We start from the raw sequence: 16,889 nt of genomic DNA, 5'->3' as shown, positions 1-16,889 counted from the left end.
GGGACAGCCGCCGCAGCCGTATGCGCTGATGTGCCTATGCGCTCAGGCGCGCGGTACAACGGCTCCCGAGGCCGCGTCCACGATCCTCCGGTCGCCCACCGGTTCGTCCAGCGTCACCGTCCGCTTCAGCTCCTTGGCGATCAGAATGCAGACCTTCTTCTCGTCCTCCGTGGACTCCGTGACGGACACCCGCACCTGGCCCGCACTCTCCTCGGCGTGCGCCGAGTAGGTGCTGCACACACCGCCCCAGAACGTCACCGTCAGAGTTCGCCCGTCCGCGCTGTACGACGTGATCCGCCGGTCCCCGGTCTTCGGGGCGGGCTCCGGCTTCGTCAGGTGCGCCGGGTCCACCGCCACCTGCGAGACCGTGCTGCCCGGTCCGCCCGTGGTGGGCCGCACCGAGAACAGCCAGGACGGCACGAGCGTCTGCTCACCGTCCACGTACTGCGTGGCGAGCCCGAACACCGCCTTGTCCACCGTCATCACGATCGGCTTCGCGGCCTCACGCGGCATCGCGCAGTCCGCCGGAGGGACCGTCTGCTCGCCCTCCGTGGGTACGGGGGTGGCGCACCCGCCGACATCGGGAGTGCCGCCGCCCTTGGACGCGGCGTTCAACTGCTTCAGCGCGTCTCCGGCGCCGATCACCGGATAGGTGTCGCCCTTCTCCAGGCCCTTCAACTGCCCGCTGCCGCCCACCACTTCACCGTCGGCGCCCACCTGAATCCCGGTCGCCCAGCCGTACGTCGGCAGCCCGCCGATCACCGGGTCGGCGTTCACTACCCGTATGGAGCCCATCAGTTGGTCGGCGTCGAGAGCGGCCTTTTCCTGGCCCAGCGCCTTGAGCACAGGCGTCGCCGCTGCCTTGGCGGCCTTCTCGCTCACCGGGACGGCCTGGCCCGCCGTGGCGTCCCCGGTGGTCTTGCCCGCGCAGACCGTCTCGGAGGCGCACTGGTCCGGGCCGCCCGAGCCGTACCGGGCGAAGGTCCAGGTGCCCGGCGCCTGCTTGTTGACCTGGAGGACGGGACCGGAGCCGTCCTTGTCGGTGCCCACCTTCCAGACGGTGCCCTCCGCCCTGGGGGTGCCGTCCAGTTCGAGCGCCCGCGCAAGCCGGGCGACCTCTGCCGCGCTCACCGTGCCCGTCGAGCGGTGGACTGCCGCCGTGTCGGGGCCGTCGGGCAGCTCGCCGGAGGCCCGGTAGACGACTCCGTCCCCGCCGGGCGGCGGTTCGCCGGGGGCGATGCCCCTCGACGGCGCGGAGGGGCTGTCGGCCGGCAGGTCCAGGGAGAGCAGGGGAGGGGTGCGGTCACCGCGGGCCGCCGCACTGTCGTCCGCGGCGCCGTCGCCGCCCGCAGCCGCGGCGGCCCAGTACGCGCCACCGCCTCCGGCGAGCAGCACCGCAGCCGCCACCGAGGCGACAGCGAGGGGCGAACGCCGCCGCCGTGGGCCGGACACGTCGTTGTCAGGTCGCTCGGTGCTCACCGGATCGCTCCTTCGACTGCATTCGCCTGTCGGCCTTACCGTCTGTCTCCCGAGTGGGGACACCGGTGGGACGGAGCAGGGGAGCGCGCGGTTCCACGGCGGAGCACGGGGAGCCTCCGCCGGAACCGCCGGCGTTCTCAGTCGCCGTACTCGGACATCGCGTCGATGAGCCGGGCGGAGGCGGGTGGCACCGTGACTCCGTGAATCAAGGACGGAGTCACCGGCGCCGTGGCAGTCTTCGTGGGTACCACCCAGTGCGGCGCCATCCGCGCGCAGTCTCCGCGCAGCTCGGCCAGGCTCATCTCGGATTCGCGCGGGGCGATGTGCTTCGACATATCCGCACCGTACGCACGCGGTAGCTCAGGTAGAAAGCCCTACTATCGGGTAATTTTCCCTTTTCGGGCCTGGTGCGGCGAACCGGTAGCGTGAAGTGTCACGCCGTCCCGGAGGGCGCTCGCGCGTTTCCTCCGCTTTCCGCAGGAGCAGCATCCCCGTGCGCATTGCAGTCACCGGCTCCATCGCCACTGACCACCTCATGACCTTCCCCGGCCGTTTTGCGGACCAGCTGGTCGCCGACCAGCTGCACACGGTCTCGCTCTCGTTCCTGGTCGACAACCTCGATGTGCGCCGGGGCGGTGTCGCGGCCAACATCTCCTTCGGCATGGGACTGCTCGGCACCCGCCCGGTCCTGGTCGGCGCGGCCGGTTCGGACTTCGACGAGTACCGCGCCTGGCTCGACCGGCACGGCGTCGACACCGGCTCCGTCCGGATCTCCGAAGTCCTGCACACGGCCCGCTTCGTCTGCACGACGGACGCCGACCACAACCAGATCGGCTCCTTCTACACGGGTGCGATGAGCGAGGCCCGGCTGATCGAGCTGAAGCGCGTCGCCGACCGCGTGGGCGGCCTCGATCTCGTCTCGATCGGCGCCGACGACCCCGAGGCGATGCTCCGCCACACCGAGGAGTGCCGCACCCGCGGCATCCCGTTCGCCGCGGACTTCTCGCAGCAGATCGCGCGGATGGACGGCGATGAGATCCGCATCCTCCTCGACGGCGCCACGTACCTCTTCTCCAACGAGTACGAGAAGGGGCTCATCGAGTCCAAGACGGGCTGGACCGACGAGGAGATCCTGGCCAAGGTCGGCCACCGGGTCACCACGCTCGGCGCCCGCGGCGTCCGGATCGAGCGCGTCGGCGAGGCGACGATCGAGGTCGGCTGTCCCGACGAGGAGCAGAAGGCCGACCCGACCGGCGTCGGCGACGCCTTCCGCGCCGGCTTCCTCTCCGGTCTGGCCTGGGGTGTCGGCCTGGAGCGTGCCGCCCAGGTCGGCTGCATGCTCGCCACCCTGGTCATCGAGACGGTCGGGACGCAGGAGTACACCCTGCGCCGCACTCACTTCATGGACCGCTTCACCAAGGCGTACGGCCACGAGGCCGCCGCCGAGGTCCAGGCGCACCTCTCCTGAGCCGAACTCCCGGAACCGGCTCAGTGGAGCCGGCGGACCAGATAGGCCGAGCCCTGGTCCGCCGGCTCCTCACCCGCGTACTCCTGCTCGCGCATCTCGCACCAGGCGGGGATGTCGAGCCGCGCCGCCTCGTCATCGGCGAGGACCGTCACCGTGCCGCCCACCGGTACGTCCCCGATCACCTTTGCGAGCTCGATCACCGGGATCGGGCAGCGCTTGCCCAGCGCGTCGACGACGAGCGAGGCCGTCGCGGCGGGGGAGGGGGCCGCATGGACGGGGGCGCCCAGCCGTTCCCGTACACCGGCGACGACTCCGGGAAGCACATCCAGGAAGCGGTCGACGTCTGCCTCGGTGGTGCCGAGGGGCAGCGATACGCGGACGTTCCCCTCCGAGAGCACCCCCATCGCCTTGAGCACATGGCTCGGCATCAGTGTGCTGCTCGTACAGGACGAACCGGACGATACGGAGAATCCGGCGCGGTCCAGCTCCTGGAGCACTGTCTCCCCGTCGACATAGAGACAGGAGAAGGTCACCAGGTGCGGCAGTCGGCGCACGGGATCGCCGACCACCTCCACATCGGCCACCAGCTGCGGAACCCGCGTCCTGATCCGGTCCACCAGGGCCCGCAGCCGTACGGACTCGGCCGCCGATTCGGCCCGCACCGCCCGCAGTGAGGCCGCCGCCGCCACGATCGCCGGAAGGTTCTCGAACCCGGCGGCGCGCCCCGACTCCCGCTCGTCCGCAGGGCCTTGAGGGGCGAACCGGACCCCCTTGCGTACGGCAAGCAACCCCACACCCGCCGGTCCGCCCCACTTGTGGGCACTGGCGGCCAGCAGTGACCAGCCCTCGGGCACCGGCCCCCAGGCCAGCGACTGGGCCGCGTCCACCAGCAGCGGTACCCCCGCCGAGCCACAGATCCCGGCGACCTCGGCCACCGGCTGCTCGGTGCCGACCTCGTGGTTGGCGGACTGCAGACAGGCCAGCGCGGTGTCCTCGCGCAGGGCCTCGGCGAAGGCCGCGGGGCCGACCGCCCCGGACCGGTCGACGGCCACCTCGGAGAACGAGCCGCCCGCCGCCTCATGGGTGGCTGCCGAATAGAGCACCGCCGAATGCTCGACGGCGGATACGACCAGGTGGCGGCCGACACGCCGACGCCCGGAAAGGGCCCCGGCAATCCCGGAGTGCACCGCCCGGGTCCCCGACGAGGTGAACACGAGCTCGTCGGGGCGGCATCCGACGGCCTCGGCTGCGGCCTCCCGGGCGGCGTCCAGCAGCATCCGCGCCCGCCGCCCCTCCCGGTACAGCCTGGCCGGATCGGCCCAGCCCTCGTCGAGTGAAGCAAGCAGCGCCTGGCGGGCGACGGGATGCAGTGGGGCCGAGGAGGCGGCGTCGAAGTAGGGCACGGTGCCACGCTAGCCGCAGCGGGCCGGCCGTACGGAAGGAGACGCCCGTCGTGGCAGGAGAGGGGGCGTCAGATGGCGCCCGGAGGCCAGGATTCCATCCCTTCGGGGAGTCGGACGGCGCGTTGGGCACCCTCCCCGCGCGACCCCAGATAGCGTCCAGTAGGGTTTGGTCCGCATAAACATCCAAACCCCTGCCCGCGTCAGGGCCGGCGACCGACCAGAGAGACGGGCGCGCCGACCGTGCGGGCGAGACTCTCGGGAAGGCGCTACGTGAGTCCCAACGGCTCCGACCGCTCGTCGCGGCGCCCGATGCGGCGGAAGCTGCCGCAGGTGCTGACTGCGGGCCTGGTTCTGGCGACGGCCTCAGGTTGTTCGTACAACTGGGAAGATTTTCCCCGCCTCGGTATGCCCACACCGGTAACGGAAGAGGCCCCTCGGATCCTCTCCCTCTGGCAAGGCTCGTGGGCGGCAGCGCTCGTCACGGGTGTCCTTGTCTGGGGGCTGATCATCTGGAGCGTCATCTTCCACCGGCGTACGCGCACCAAGGTGGAGGTCCCTCCGCAGACCAGGTACAACATGCCCATCGAGGCGTTGTACACAGTGGTTCCCCTCATCATCGTCTCGGTGCTCTTCTACTTCACCGCGCGCGATGAATCGAAGCTCCTGGCGCTCGAGGACAAGCCGCCCCACACCATCAATGTGGTCGGCTACCAGTGGAGCTGGGGCTTCAACTACATCGAGAAGGTGGAGGGCCAGCCCTCCGCCGGCAGCGAGATCCCCAAGGAGCTCGACGCCATCCCCGACCGGTACCGCGAGGACTTCCCCGAGGGCGCCGGCGGCGTCTACGACGTGGGCATCCCCGGTACCCGTAACCCGCAGAACGGCAACCCGGGTCCGACCCTGTGGCTGCCGAAGGGCGAGAAGGTCCGCTTCGTCCTGACTTCGCGTGACGTCATCCACTCCTTCTGGGTGGTGCCGTTCCTCATGAAGCAGGACGTCATTCCGGGCCACACCAACGCGTTCGAGGTCACTCCCAACCGGGAGGGCACCTTCATGGGTAAGTGCGCCGAACTCTGTGGCGCCGACCACTCCCGGATGCTCTTCAACGTCAAGGTCGTCTCCCCCGAGCGTTACCAGCAGCACCTCAAGGAGCTGGCGGAGAAGGGTCAGACGGGCTACGTGCCGGCAGGCATCGAGCAGACGGACCCGGCCAGGAATGCGGAGACGAACAAACTGTGAGCATCCTCAACGAACCTCAGGGTGCCGCGGCAGCAGACGACTCGTACGAGGACGAGCTGCCGGTACGGCGCAAGCAGCCGGGAAACGTCGTCATCAAGTGGATGACCACCACTGACCACAAGACGATCGGCACGCTCTACCTGGTCACGTCGTTCGTGTTCTTCTGCATCGGCGGACTCATGGCGCTCTTCATGCGCGCCGAGCTGGCCCGTCCGGGCACGCAGATCATGTCGAACGAGCAGTTCAACCAGGCGTTCACGATGCACGGCACGATTATGCTGCTGATGTTCGCGACGCCGCTCTTCGCCGGATTCGCCAACTGGATCATGCCGCTACAGATCGGTGCGCCCGACGTGGCGTTCCCGCGGCTGAACATGTTCGCGTACTGGCTGTACCTCTTCGGCTCGATCATCGCGGTGGCGGGCTTCCTGACCCCGCAGGGTGCGGCCGACTTCGGCTGGTTCGCCTACTCCCCGCTGTCGGACGCCGTCCGCTCGCCGGGTGTCGGCGCCGATATGTGGATCATGGGTCTGGCCTTCTCCGGATTCGGCACGATCCTCGGTTCGGTCAACTTCATCACCACGATCATCTGCATGCGCGCGCCCGGCATGACGATGTTCCGTATGCCGATCTTCACCTGGAACGTGCTGCTGACCGGTGTGCTGGTCCTGCTCGCCTTCCCGGTGCTGGCAGCCGCGCTCTTCGCGCTGGAGGCGGACCGTAAATTCGGTGCGCACATCTTCGACGCGGCCAATGGCGGCGCATTGCTCTGGCAACACCTCTTCTGGTTCTTCGGCCATCCAGAGGTGTACATCATTGCCCTGCCATTCTTCGGAATCATTTCCGAAGTGATCCCGGTATTCAGCCGCAAGCCGATGTTCGGCTACATCGGCCTGATCGCGGCCACGATCTCCATCGCGGGTCTCTCCGTGACGGTGTGGGCGCACCACATGTACGTCACGGGCGGCGTGCTGTTGCCGTTCTTCTCGTTCATGACCTTCCTCATCGCGGTACCGACCGGTGTGAAGTTCTTCAACTGGATCGGCACGATGTGGAAGGGGTCGTTGTCCTTCGAGACACCGATGCTCTGGGCCGTCGGCTTCCTGATCACCTTCACCTTCGGTGGTCTGACCGGCGTCATCCTGGCCTCGCCTCCGATGGACTTCCACGTCTCCGACTCGTACTTCGTGGTCGCGCACTTCCACTACGTCGTCTTCGGCACGGTGGTCTTCGCGATGTTCTCCGGATTCCACTTCTGGTGGCCGAAGTTCACGGGCAAGATGCTGGACGAGCGGCTCGGCAAGATCACGTTCTGGACGCTGTTCGTGGGCTTCCACGGCACGTTCCTGGTGCAGCACTGGCTCGGTGCCGAGGGCATGCCGCGGCGCTACGCGGACTACCTCGCGGCCGACGGCTTCACCGCTCTGAACACGATCTCGACGATCTCCTCGTTCCTGCTCGGCCTGTCGATGCTGCCGTTCCTCTACAACGTGTGGAAGACCGCCAAGTACGGCAAGAAGGTCGAGGTCGACGACCCGTGGGGTTACGGCCGTTCGCTGGAGTGGGCCACGTCCTGCCCGCCGCCGCGGCACAACTTCCTCACGCTGCCGCGGATCCGTTCCGAATCCCCGGCGTTCGACCTGCACCACCCGGAGATCGCGGCGCTCGAGCTGCTTGAGCACCACTCCGACGCCGACAAGGCTCTCGCCGGTGGCAAGGAGGCAGGCAAGTGAAGATCCAGGGCAAGCTGTTCATCTGGCTGAGCGTCTTCATCCTCGCGATGGCCGTCACGTACGGCGTGTGGTCGAAGGAGCCGGTGGGTACCACCGCGCTCGTCCTGGCCTTCGGGCTGTCCATCATGATCGGCTTCTACCTGGCCTTCACGGCCAACCGGGTCGACGCGATGGCTCAGGACAACAAGGAAGCCGATGTCGCGGACGAGGCCGGCGAGGTGGGGTTCTTCTCCCCGCACAGCTGGCAGCCCCTCTCGCTGTCCATCGGTGGGGCCCTCCTCTTCATGGGCGTCATCTTCGGCTGGTGGCTGGCCTACTTCTCGGCCCCGCTCCTGCTGATCGGGCTCTTCGGCTGGGTCTTCGAGTACTACCGCGGCGAGAACCGCACCCAGTGACACCGCACCACCCGTAGGACCCGTTTCACCTGGTAAAAGGCCCGGCCGCTCCGTTTTGAGCGGCCGGGCCTTTAGCTCGTTTGCAGTCATTGAACGCGCTGGATCGGATGAATCTTCTTACGTTGAGTTCATGACGCACACGCCGCGCATCCGCACCGTAGTGAGCTGCACTCTGCTGGTCGTGACCCTGGTTGCAGGTGCGACCGCCTGTGGCGAGCCCGATGGTCATCCGCTCTCTGCACGGCCGTTCGACGCGGCCGAGCAGGTGTCCTTCAACGGCCCCTCCGGCAAGGAGAAGGCCGACCCGGACAAGCCCCTCGAAGTCACCGTCAAGGGCGAGGACGGCCGCATCACCGACGTGACGGCCGTCGACGCGGACGGCCGCCATCTCGCCGGGGAGCTCGCCGCCGACGGGAAGCGCTGGCATTCGACGGCCCCACTCGCGGCCGGTGCCCGGTACACCGTCAAGGTCTCCACCGAGGACGAGGACGGCGCTCCCGGCAGCCGTACGCTCTCTTTCGACACCGCCTCGCCCAAGAAGCTGCTGAAGGTCTCCTTCGGCCCCGAGAAGGGCACCTACGGCGTCGGACAGCCCATCACGGCGGAACTCAGCGCTCCGGTGAAGGACAAAGCCGCCAGGGCCACCGTGGAGCGCGCGCTGAAGGTCAGGTCGACACCCGCAGCCACCGGCTCCTGGTACTGGGTCGACAACAAGAACCTGCACTACCGCCCGCAGGAGTACTGGCCCGCCCACGCCACCATCGAGGTACGGAGCAACCTCACGGGCATCAGGGTGACCAACTCCCTCTACGGAGCCGCGGCGAAGCCCCTGAAGCTCACCACCGGGGACCGGATCGAGGCCCTCACCGACGCCTCGGCCCACTCGATGACCGTGAAGCGCAACGGAGAAGTGATCAACACCATTCCGGTGACCACGGGCAAGCCCGGCTTCTCCACCCGCAACGGCGTCAAGGTGGTGCTGGGCAAGGAGTACTACGTACGCATGCGCGGTACGAGCATCGGCATCTCCGAGGGCTCGTCCGAGTCGTACGACCTGCCGGTGTACTACGCGACCCGGGTCACCTGGAGCGGCGAGTACGTGCACGCGGCCCCCTGGTCGACCGGCTCCCAGGGCAACGCCAACGTCAGCCACGGCTGTACGGGCATGAGCACGGGCGACGCCGAATGGTTCTACGACACCGTGCGCCAGGGCGACATCGTCAAGGTCGTCGGAAGCATCGGCGACACGATGACACCGTTCGACAACGGCTTCGGCGACTGGAATCTGTCCTGGGAGAAGTGGCAGAAGGGCAGCGCGCTGCACAACGGCACGCCCGACAGCACGGTCGGGGACACCGTCCAGGCGGCGCGCCTGCGCCCCCACGTCTGACCCGGCCGGAGTGCGCTGCCCCTCGACGGGACCGCGAACAGGAGACCGGAAACCCTCAGGCGTCCAAGGAAAGCCTGCCCCGCAGCAGAGCCGCGAGGGCGTCCGCGAAATCGACCGGGTCGACCGGCAGGGTCACCGCGGCGTCCGCGCGGCTCCAGGTGGCCAGCCAGGCGTCCTGCGGGCGCCCGATCAGCAGCAGCACCGGCGGGCAGTGGAAGACCTCGTCCTTGATCTGCCGGCAGACGCCCATACCGCCCGCGGGGGCGGTCTCGCCGTCCAGTACACAGACGTCGATGCCGCCGTTGTCCAGGGCGGTCAGGACGGCGGGCAGGGTCGCGCACTCGACGAACTCCACCGGGGGCACGTCCGCCGCCGGCCTGCGACCTGCTGCCAGCCTCACCTGCTCGCGGGTGTTGGCGTTGTCGCTGTAGACCAGGACCGTGGCGGTCGGCTGCATTGTTCCTCCGTGACATCTGCGTCTTCGGGGCTCTCCGGGCATGAACCGATGCGCGGATCGTACTCCGACCAACAGCCTGTCAGCACCGGTAATGACACCGATTCGATGGGCCGTTCGGGGAGGACACACGCGGTTGACACACCGAACGGCACCCCCGGGAGTGAGGGCGGGATAAGCGACCGACATAATGTCGGTCGTGGCGACAGCAACGACAGTAGAAACCGGGCACGCGCACCCGTCGGTCAATCGACCGAACCTCACCAGCGTCGGAACCATCATCTGGTTGAGTTCCGAGCTGATGTTCTTCGCGGCCCTCTTCGCGATGTACTTCACCCTGCGATCGGTGATGGGACCGGATCACTGGAAGGAGATGGCTCATCATCTGAACTTCCCGTTCTCCGCGACGAACACCACGATCCTGGTGCTCTCCTCACTCACCTGCCAGCTCGGCGTTTTCGCCGCGGAGCGGGGCGATGTGAAGAAGCTCCGCACCTGGTTCATCATCACGTTCGTGATGGGTGCGATCTTCATCGGAGGCCAGGTCCTGGAGTACACCGAGCTGGTCAAGGACGCGGGGCTCTCCCTGTCGTCCGACCCGTACGGCTCGGTGTTCTACCTGACCACCGGCTTCCACGGTCTGCATGTGACAGGCGGTCTCATCGCCTTCCTGCTGGTTCTCGGCAGGACGTACGCAGCCAAGAGGTTCACCCACGAACAGGCCACCGCCGCCATCGTCGTGTCCTACTACTGGCACTTCGTCGATGTCGTGTGGATTGGCCTGTTTGCCACGATCTACATGATCAAGTAACCGGGCTCGCACCCACACACCATCGACGCAGAAGATCCTGACACCGGGGTAATCCGTGAAAAAGCTCTCCGCACGACGACGCCATCCGCTGGCGGCGGTCGTCGTACTACTCCTCGCGCTGGCGGCTACCGGGGGGCTGTACGCCGCTTTTGCGCCTGCGGGTAAGGCGCAGGCAGACGAAACCGCCCAGTCCCTCGCTATCGACGAGGGCAAGAAGCTCTACTCCGTAGGCTGCGCCAGCTGCCACGGAACCGGCGGTCAGGGCACCACCGACGGGCCGTCCCTCGCGGGCGTGGGCTCCGCCGCCGTCGACTTCCAGGTCGGTACGGGCCGTATGCCGGCACAGCAGCCGGGCGCCCAGGTACCGAAGAAGAAGGTCATCTACACCCAGGCACAGATCGACCAGCTCGCGGCGTACGTCGCGTCGCTCGGCGCCGGTCCGATCACGCCGACCGAGAACCAGGTCAGCCCCAAGGGCGCGGATGCGGCCAAGGGCGGCGACCTGTTCCGTACCAACTGCGCCCAGTGCCACAACTTCACCGGTGAGGGCGGCGCGCTGACACACGGCAAGTACGCCCCCAGCCTCGAAGGCGTGAACCCGAAGCACATGTACGAGGCCATGCAGACCGGCCCGCAGAGCATGCCGTCCTTCCCCGACACGACGATGCCGGAGCAGCAGAAGCGGGACATCATCGCGTACGTCCAGACCGTGAACGGAGAAGACTCCGCGAGCCCCGGTGGGCTCAAGCTGGGTGGTCTCGGTCCGGTCAGCGAGGGTCTGTTCGGCTGGATCTTCGGACTCGGCGCACTGATCGCAGTTGCCGTTTGGGTCGCGGCCCACACCGCTAAGGCCAAGAAGTCATGAGTAGCCAAGAGATTCCAGAAGAGATCCTGCCGGTTGAGCAGGACACCGCGCACGGCGCGGTAGCGGTGGCGGACGACCCGTTCGCCGACCCGGGGCTGCCGGCCCACAAGCCGCGCATCCAGGACATCGATGAGCGGGCCGCGAGGCGTTCCGAGCGCGCGGTCGCGTTCATGTTCACGTTGTCCATGCTGTCGACGGTCGCGTTCATCGCGTCCTACGTCATCTTCCCGGTCGACAAGATCGTCTTCATCTGGCCGGTCGGCCACGTGAGTGCGCTGAACTTCTCCCTGGGCATGACCCTGGGTGTGGCGCTCTTCTGCATCGGCGCGGGCGCCGTCCACTGGGCGCGCACCCTGATGTCCGACGTGGAGACGGCCGCAGAGCGTCACCCCATCGAGGCCGAGCCCGAGGTCAAGGCGCAGGTTCTGGCCGACTTCGCGGCCGGTGCCGCGGAGTCCGCGATCGGTCGGCGCAAGCTGATCCGCAACACCATGTTCGGCGCGCTGGCCCTGGTGCCGCTCTCCGGCGTGATGCTGCTGCGCGACCTCGGCCCGCTGCCGGAGAAGAAGCTCCGCTCCACCATGTGGGGCAGGGGCAAGCAACTCATCAACATGAACACGATGGAGCCGCTGCGTCCCGAGGACATCGTCGTCGGCTCGCTGACCTTCGCCATGCCCGAGGGCCTGGAGGAGGACGCGCACGACTTCCAGACGCAGATGGGCAAGGCCGCCCTGATGATCGTCCGGATCGAGCCGGACGACATCAAGAGCAAGCGTGAGCGCGAGTGGGCCCACGAGGGCATCGTGGCGTTCTCGAAGATCTGCACCCACGTCGGCTGCCCGATCAGCCTGTACGAGCAGCAGACGCACCACGTCCTCTGCCCGTGCCACCAGTCCACCTTCGACCTCTCCGACGGCGCCCGCGTCATCTTCGGTCCGGCCGGTCACCCGCTCCCGCAGCTGCGGATCGGCGTGAACACTGAGGGCAACCTCGAGGCGCTGGGTGACTTCGAAGAGCCCGTCGGTGCTGCATTCTGGGAGCGCGGATGAGTACTGCGAACGACACGAAGAGCAAGGCACCCGCCGGTGAGCGGGTGGCCGACTGGGCGGACGGCCGGCTCGGCATCTACGGCCTGGCCAAGGCCAACATGCGCAAGATCTTCCCGGACCACTGGTCCTTCATGCTGGGTGAGATCGCGCTCTACAGCTTCATCGTCATCATCCTCACGGGTGTGTATCTGACGCTGTTCTTCCACCCGAGCATGAACGAGGTCGTGTACCACGGCTCGTACGAGCCGCTGCAGGGCATCCGGATGTCCGAGGCGTACGCCTCGACGCTGCACATCAGCTTCGACGTCCGTGGCGGTCTGCTCGTCCGGCAGATCCACCACTGGGGCGCGCTGATCTTCCTGGCCGCCATGTTCGTGCACATGATGCGCGTCTTCTTCACGGGTGCGTTCCGCAAGCCGCGTGAGGTCAACTGGCTGTTCGGCTTCCTGCTGTTCGTCCTGGGCATGTTCACCGGGTTCACCGGTTACTCGCTCCCGGACGACCTGCTGTCGGGCACCGGTGTCCGCTTCATGCAGGGTGCCGTGCTGTCGGTGCCGGTCGTCGGCACGTACCTCTCGATGTTCCTGTTCGGCGGAGAGTTCCCCGGCGTCGAGTTCGTTCCCCGGTTCTACTCGGTCCACATCCTGCTGCTGCCGGGCATCATGCTCGGGCTCGTGGTCGGCCACCTGATCCTGGTCTTCTACCACAAGCACACGCAGTTCGCGGGCCCCGGCAAGACGAACAAGAACGTCGTCGGCATGCCGCTGCTGCCGGTGTACATGGCGAAGGCCGGAGGCTTCTTCTTCCTGGTCTTCGGTGTCATCGCCATGGTCTCGGCGATCGCCTCGATCAACCCGATCTGGGCCATCGGCCCGTACCGCATCGACCAGGTGTCGACCGGCGCGCAGCCCGACTGGTACATGGGCTTCTCCGAAGGTCTCATCCGTGTGATGCCGGGCTGGGAGGTCAACCTGTGGGGCCACACGCTCGTCCTGGGTGTGTTCATCCCGCTGATGATCTTCCCGCTGGTTCTGGTCGCGATCGCGGTGTACCCGTTCATCGAGTCCTGGATCACCCGCGACAAGCGCGAGCACCACATCCTGGACCGCCCGCGCAACGTGCCCACCCGCACCGCGTTCGGCGTGGCCTGGATCACGTGGTACTTCGTACTGCTCGTCGGTGGTGGCAACGACCTGTGGGCCACGCACTTCCACCTGTCGATCAACTCCATCACCTGGTTCGTGCGGATCGCGTTCTTCGTGGCGCCGGTCCTCGCGTTCATCGCGACGAAGCGGATCTGCCTCGGCCTCCAGCGCCGCGACAAGGAGAAGGTGCTGCACGGACGCGAGTCCGGCATCATCAAGCGCCTGCCGCACGGTGAGTTCGTCGAGATCCACGAGCCGCTCAGCCCGGGCCAGCTGCACACGCTGACCGCGCACGAGCAGTACAAGCCGGCCGAGATCGGCCCGGCGGTCGACGAGAACGGCGTCAAGCGCAAGGTCTCTCCGGTGGAGAAGCTGCGCGTCAAGCTCAGCAAGGGCTACTACGGCGACGACAACCAGATCGCCAAGCCCACTGCCGAGGAGTACAAGGAGATCACCAGCGGCCACGGCCACCACTGATCACCTGAACTGATCGCCACAGCGAGAGCCCCGTCCATCGAGTGGACGGGGCTCTTTGCTGCCTCCCGGGCTGGATAGGGTGGAGGCCATCCCCTTATCGGCTGTGGACCCCAGGAGCGGACCATGAACGTTGTGACCCCGGGCGGCGGCGACAGCGTGGCGGCTCGTTCCTGGCCGGGCGTGCTGAACCCGCTGCTGCGTGGCGAGGACCTGGCCGCGGACGACACCGCGTGGGCCATGGACCGCATCATGAGCGGCGAGGCGACCGACGCGCAGATCGCCGGTTTCGCCGTCGCGCTGCGGGCCAAGGGCGAGACGGTCGACGAGGTCACCGGGCTCGTACGGACGATGTACGCGCACGCCAACACCATCCACGTACCGGGCCGCACGGTCGACATCGTGGGCACCGGCGGCGACCTGGCCAAGACGGTCAACATCTCCACGATGTCGGCGATCGTCCTCGCGGGAGCCGGCGCCAAGGTCGTCAAGCACGGCAACCGCGCCGCCTCCTCGGCGAGCGGGGCGTCCGACGTCCTGGAGAAGCTGGGCGTCAACCTCGAACTGACGCCGCAGCGGGTCGTGCAGGTCGCGGAGGAAGCGGGCATCACCTTCTGCTTCGCCGTGAAGTTCCACCCCGCTCTGCGGTACGCGGCCAAGGCCCGCAAGGAGCTCGGTGCGCAGACCACGTTCAACATCCTCGGCCCGCTCACCAACCCGGCCCAGGTGCGCGCCCAGGCCGTCGGCGTCGCCGATCTCCGGATGGCGCCCATCGTGGCGGGCGTGCTCGCAGACCGGGGCAACTCGTCCCTGGTCTTCCGCGGCGACGACGGGCTCGACGAGCTCACCACCACGGCTACGTCACGGGTCTGGGTGGTCCGGGACGGTGCGGTGCGCGAGGAGGCGTTCGACCCGCGTGACGTCGGCCTGGAGCTGGTGCCCGTGGAAGCCCTGCGCGGCGCCGACGCCTCGTACAACGCGGATGTCGCCCGCCGGCTGCTGGACGGCGAGACGGGTCCGGTACGCGACGCGGTGCTGCTCAACACGGCGGCGGCGCTGGTCGCCCTGGACGGGGGGACGGGCACGCTGAACGAGGAGATCGCCGCCGGGATCGCACGGGCCACCGAGTCGATCGACTCCGGGGCGGCCAAGCGGGTGCTGGAGCGCTGGGTGGCGGCCAGCAACGCCTGAACAGGCGCTGTACGCACAGGGCGCGGTCCGGATACCGGACCGCGCCTTGCGTATGTCCGCACGTATGGCAAGATGCTGGGCAGGTCATGAGTGACAGCGAATAGGCCCCGGCTCGCTGTCCGGCAACCCTCCGTCCGTGGCGGGGTGCCCCGGGTGAAGACCAGGCCGTAGGCAGCGAGGTCTACGGCAAGCGCGGGCCCCTCGGCATCTGTGAATGCCAACCCCCGGGGTCCTGGTCCCTAGGGAGTCTCTTGTGAGCAAGCGAATGCGTTAGGGCCTTTCCGCCCTTCTCCGCGCACCCTCTTTTCCTTTCTCCTGCGCTGCCGCGTACTCGTCGGCGCGCGGAATTCGCCTGCCTGTTACGGGAGTTCGCCATGTCTGTCTCCGTCGCTGCCATCGACCAGTCCATTTGTGCCCCGCTGCCGGTTCTGGGAAAGGACGTCACTGTTCCTCTCGTTACGGGAGGAGAAGTCACGTATGCCGCTCTCGACTACGCGGCCAGCGCCCCGGCACTCCAGCGGGTGTGGGACGACGTCGCCGCGTACGCCCCGTACTACGGCAGCGTCCACCGCGGTGCCGGCTACCTCTCGCAGCTCTCCACGGACCTCTTCGAGAGCAGTCGCAGGACCGTCGCCGAGTTTCTCGGCTGCCGGGACACCGACCAGGTGATCTTCACCCGCTCGACCACCGACTCCCTCAACCTGCTCGCCGCCGCGATCCCCGCGGACTGCCAGGTGTTCGTCTACGAGACCGAGCACCACGCCTCGCTGCTGCCGTGGCGCGACGCCCGCGTGACCTACCTCAACGCTCCCCGCACCCCGGGACAGGCCGTCGAGGTCCTGGAGCGCGCGCTCGCCGAGCGCGACCCCTACGGCCCGGCGCTGGTCTGCGTCACCGGTGCCTCCAACGTCACCGGCGAGCTGTGGCCGGTCAGGGAACTGGCCGCCGCCGCCCACGCCCACGGTGCGCGGATCGTGCTGGACGCCGCGCAGCTCGCCCCCCACCACCCGGTGGACATCGCGGAGCTGGACGTCGACTGGGTCGCCTTCTCCGGACACAAGCTGTACGCGCCGTTCGGCTCGGGAGTCCTCGCGGGCCGCGCCGACTGGCTCCAGGACGCGGAGCCGTACCTGGCCGGCGGCGGCGCCTCGCGCAAGGTCGCCCGGCGCACCGACGGCGGTGTGGACGTGGAGTGGCACACCACCGCGGCCCGCCACGAGGCCGGTTCGCCCAATGTCATCGGCGTCTACTCGATCGCCTCTGCCTGCAAGGCGCTCACCGAGGCGGGCTTCGACACCCTCGTCGCCCGCGAGCAGCGGCTCGTCTCCGAGGTCCGTGCCGGACTCGCGGAGGTCCCCGAGGTCCGGGTGCTCTCGCTGTTCGGCGACGACGCCCCGCGGGTCGGCGTCATCTCCTTCGTCGTCGACGGCTGGAACAGCTCGCACTTCGCCGCCGCCCTCTCCGCGGAGTACGGCATCGGCGTCCGCGACGGACTGTTCTGCGCCCACCCGCTGGTGCGGACCCTGCTGGGCAGCGACCTGCAGGACCCGGGCGAGTGCGGCGCCCCGGAGGCCGGTCCGGGCGAGCGCTCGCTGAACGCGATCCGGGTCAGCTTCGGGGCCGGTACGCCGGACGAGCACGTCGAGCGTTTCGTACGGGCGGTCAAGGAGCTGGTCCGTGAGGGCGCCCAGTGGAAGTACCGCACGGAGGACGGCCGCTGCGTCCCGGACCGCGGAACGGCTCAGGTCTGACGGGACCGCAGCACTTCGGCCGGGTACGGGGAAGCCCGTACC

Annotated in this window: 15 protein-coding genes and 1 riboswitch; of the genes, 11 read left to right on the top strand and 4 right to left on the bottom strand. The window is 68.1% G+C overall.

Annotated elements, in window-relative coordinates; all coding sequences use genetic code 11:
* Positions 1-42: 42 nt before the first annotated feature.
* Positions 43-1,479 carry a hypothetical protein gene (locus ACFT7S_RS38065; protein ID WP_382740971.1) on the bottom strand — a complete coding sequence of 479 codons (1,437 nt, stop codon included), beginning with the start codon at positions 1,477-1,479 and terminating at the stop codon, positions 43-45.
* Between the two features lie 137 nt (positions 1,480-1,616).
* Positions 1,617-1,814: a hypothetical protein gene (locus ACFT7S_RS38060; protein WP_382740968.1), complete on the bottom strand. Its 198-nt coding sequence runs from the start codon at positions 1,812-1,814 to the stop codon at positions 1,617-1,619.
* A 158-nt stretch (positions 1,815-1,972) separates the two neighbouring features.
* On the opposite strand from ACFT7S_RS38060, the gene ACFT7S_RS38055 reads away from it, so the two are divergent.
* Positions 1,973-2,947 carry a carbohydrate kinase family protein gene (locus tag ACFT7S_RS38055; RefSeq protein ID WP_382740965.1) on the top strand — a complete coding sequence of 325 codons (975 nt, stop codon included), beginning with the start codon at positions 1,973-1,975 and terminating at the stop codon, positions 2,945-2,947.
* Between the two features lie 20 nt (positions 2,948-2,967).
* On the opposite strand, the gene ACFT7S_RS38050 is transcribed toward ACFT7S_RS38055, so the two are convergent.
* Positions 2,968-4,350: a cysteine desulfurase/sulfurtransferase TusA family protein gene (locus tag ACFT7S_RS38050; RefSeq protein ID WP_382740962.1), complete on the bottom strand. Its 1,383-nt coding sequence runs from the start codon at positions 4,348-4,350 to the stop codon at positions 2,968-2,970.
* A gap of 270 nt (positions 4,351-4,620) precedes the next feature.
* Between ACFT7S_RS38050 and coxB the strand changes: the two genes are divergently transcribed.
* The 4 genes from coxB to ACFT7S_RS38030 all read left to right on the top strand — a co-directional run bounded on the left by coxB (position 4,621) and on the right by ACFT7S_RS38030 (position 9,107).
* On the top strand, positions 4,621-5,589 hold the full coding sequence (gene coxB / locus ACFT7S_RS38045; RefSeq protein ID WP_382740959.1) for a cytochrome c oxidase subunit II: 969 nt from the start codon (positions 4,621-4,623) through the stop codon (positions 5,587-5,589).
* Positions 5,586-7,322 (top strand): cytochrome c oxidase subunit I, encoded by a 1,737-nt coding sequence (ctaD, locus tag ACFT7S_RS38040; protein WP_382740956.1) that lies wholly within the window; start codon positions 5,586-5,588, stop codon positions 7,320-7,322. Before coxB ends, ctaD begins: the two co-directional genes overlap by 4 nt.
* Entirely contained in the window at positions 7,319-7,717 is a 399-nt protein-coding gene (locus ACFT7S_RS38035) for a cytochrome c oxidase subunit 4 (protein WP_382740952.1), read from the top strand. Before ctaD ends, ACFT7S_RS38035 begins: the two co-directional genes overlap by 4 nt.
* Positions 7,718-7,847: 130 nt before the next feature.
* A complete protein-coding gene (locus tag ACFT7S_RS38030) occupies positions 7,848-9,107 on the top strand; it encodes an Ig-like domain-containing protein (protein WP_382740950.1) in 1,260 nt (419 codons plus the stop codon).
* Positions 9,108-9,162: 55 nt separating this feature from the next.
* Here ACFT7S_RS38030 and ACFT7S_RS38025 read toward each other — a convergent pair whose 3' ends face one another.
* Positions 9,163-9,564 carry a hypothetical protein gene (locus ACFT7S_RS38025; RefSeq protein WP_382740947.1) on the bottom strand — a complete coding sequence of 134 codons (402 nt, stop codon included), beginning with the start codon at positions 9,562-9,564 and terminating at the stop codon, positions 9,163-9,165.
* A 187-nt stretch (positions 9,565-9,751) separates the two neighbouring features.
* On the opposite strand from ACFT7S_RS38025, the gene ACFT7S_RS38020 reads away from it, so the two are divergent.
* The 6 genes from ACFT7S_RS38020 to ACFT7S_RS37995 all read left to right on the top strand — a co-directional run bounded on the left by ACFT7S_RS38020 (position 9,752) and on the right by ACFT7S_RS37995 (position 16,847).
* A complete protein-coding gene (locus ACFT7S_RS38020; protein WP_266807862.1) occupies positions 9,752-10,372 on the top strand; it encodes a heme-copper oxidase subunit III in 621 nt (206 codons plus the stop codon).
* 55 nt (positions 10,373-10,427) lie between these two features.
* Positions 10,428-11,237, top strand: coding sequence for a c-type cytochrome (locus ACFT7S_RS38015; RefSeq protein WP_382740943.1), 810 nt, complete (start codon positions 10,428-10,430; stop codon positions 11,235-11,237).
* Positions 11,234-12,286, top strand: coding sequence for a Rieske 2Fe-2S domain-containing protein (locus ACFT7S_RS38010; protein WP_382740940.1), 1,053 nt, complete (start codon positions 11,234-11,236; stop codon positions 12,284-12,286). The genes ACFT7S_RS38015 and ACFT7S_RS38010 overlap by 4 nt, the downstream gene beginning before the upstream one ends.
* Positions 12,283-13,908, top strand: coding sequence for a cytochrome bc complex cytochrome b subunit (locus ACFT7S_RS38005; RefSeq protein WP_382740937.1), 1,626 nt, complete (start codon positions 12,283-12,285; stop codon positions 13,906-13,908). Before ACFT7S_RS38010 ends, ACFT7S_RS38005 begins: the two co-directional genes overlap by 4 nt.
* A 123-nt stretch (positions 13,909-14,031) precedes the next feature.
* A complete protein-coding gene (gene trpD / locus ACFT7S_RS38000; protein WP_382740934.1) occupies positions 14,032-15,096 on the top strand; it encodes an anthranilate phosphoribosyltransferase in 1,065 nt (354 codons plus the stop codon).
* Between the two features lie 82 nt (positions 15,097-15,178).
* A riboswitch (SAM riboswitch) is annotated at positions 15,179-15,295 on the top strand.
* A 175-nt stretch (positions 15,296-15,470) separates the two neighbouring features.
* The gene (locus ACFT7S_RS37995; protein ID WP_382740931.1) at positions 15,471-16,847 is read left to right on the top strand and encodes an aminotransferase class V-fold PLP-dependent enzyme; all 1,377 of its coding nucleotides are present in this window, start codon (positions 15,471-15,473) and stop codon (positions 16,845-16,847) included.
* Positions 16,848-16,889: the final 42 nt, after the last annotated feature.

Origin of the sequence: Streptomyces sp. NPDC057136 (assembly GCF_042670885.1) — a bacterium.
Classification (GTDB): Bacteria; Actinomycetota; Actinomycetes; order Streptomycetales; family Streptomycetaceae; genus Streptomyces.
This window is presented reverse-complemented; position numbering and strand designations above follow the sequence as displayed.

Excerpts from the sequence above, each read along its gene's own strand:
- ACFT7S_RS38010 (WP_382740940.1), top strand. The coding sequence starts at position 11,234 with ATGAGTAGCCAAGAGATTCCAGAAGAGATCCTGCCGGTTGAGCAGGAC.
- ACFT7S_RS38025 (WP_382740947.1), bottom strand. The coding sequence starts at position 9,564 with ATGCAGCCGACCGCCACGGTCCTGGTCTACAGCGACAACGCCAACACC.
- trpD (WP_382740934.1), top strand. The coding sequence starts at position 14,032 with ATGAACGTTGTGACCCCGGGCGGCGGCGACAGCGTGGCGGCTCGTTCC.
- ACFT7S_RS38020 (WP_266807862.1), top strand. The coding sequence starts at position 9,752 with ATGTCGGTCGTGGCGACAGCAACGACAGTAGAAACCGGGCACGCGCAC.
- ACFT7S_RS38005 (WP_382740937.1), top strand. The coding sequence starts at position 12,283 with ATGAGTACTGCGAACGACACGAAGAGCAAGGCACCCGCCGGTGAGCGG.
- ACFT7S_RS37995 (WP_382740931.1), top strand. The coding sequence starts at position 15,471 with ATGTCTGTCTCCGTCGCTGCCATCGACCAGTCCATTTGTGCCCCGCTG.
- ACFT7S_RS38060 (WP_382740968.1), bottom strand. The coding sequence starts at position 1,814 with ATGTCGAAGCACATCGCCCCGCGCGAATCCGAGATGAGCCTGGCCGAG.
- ACFT7S_RS38030 (WP_382740950.1), top strand. The coding sequence starts at position 7,848 with ATGACGCACACGCCGCGCATCCGCACCGTAGTGAGCTGCACTCTGCTG.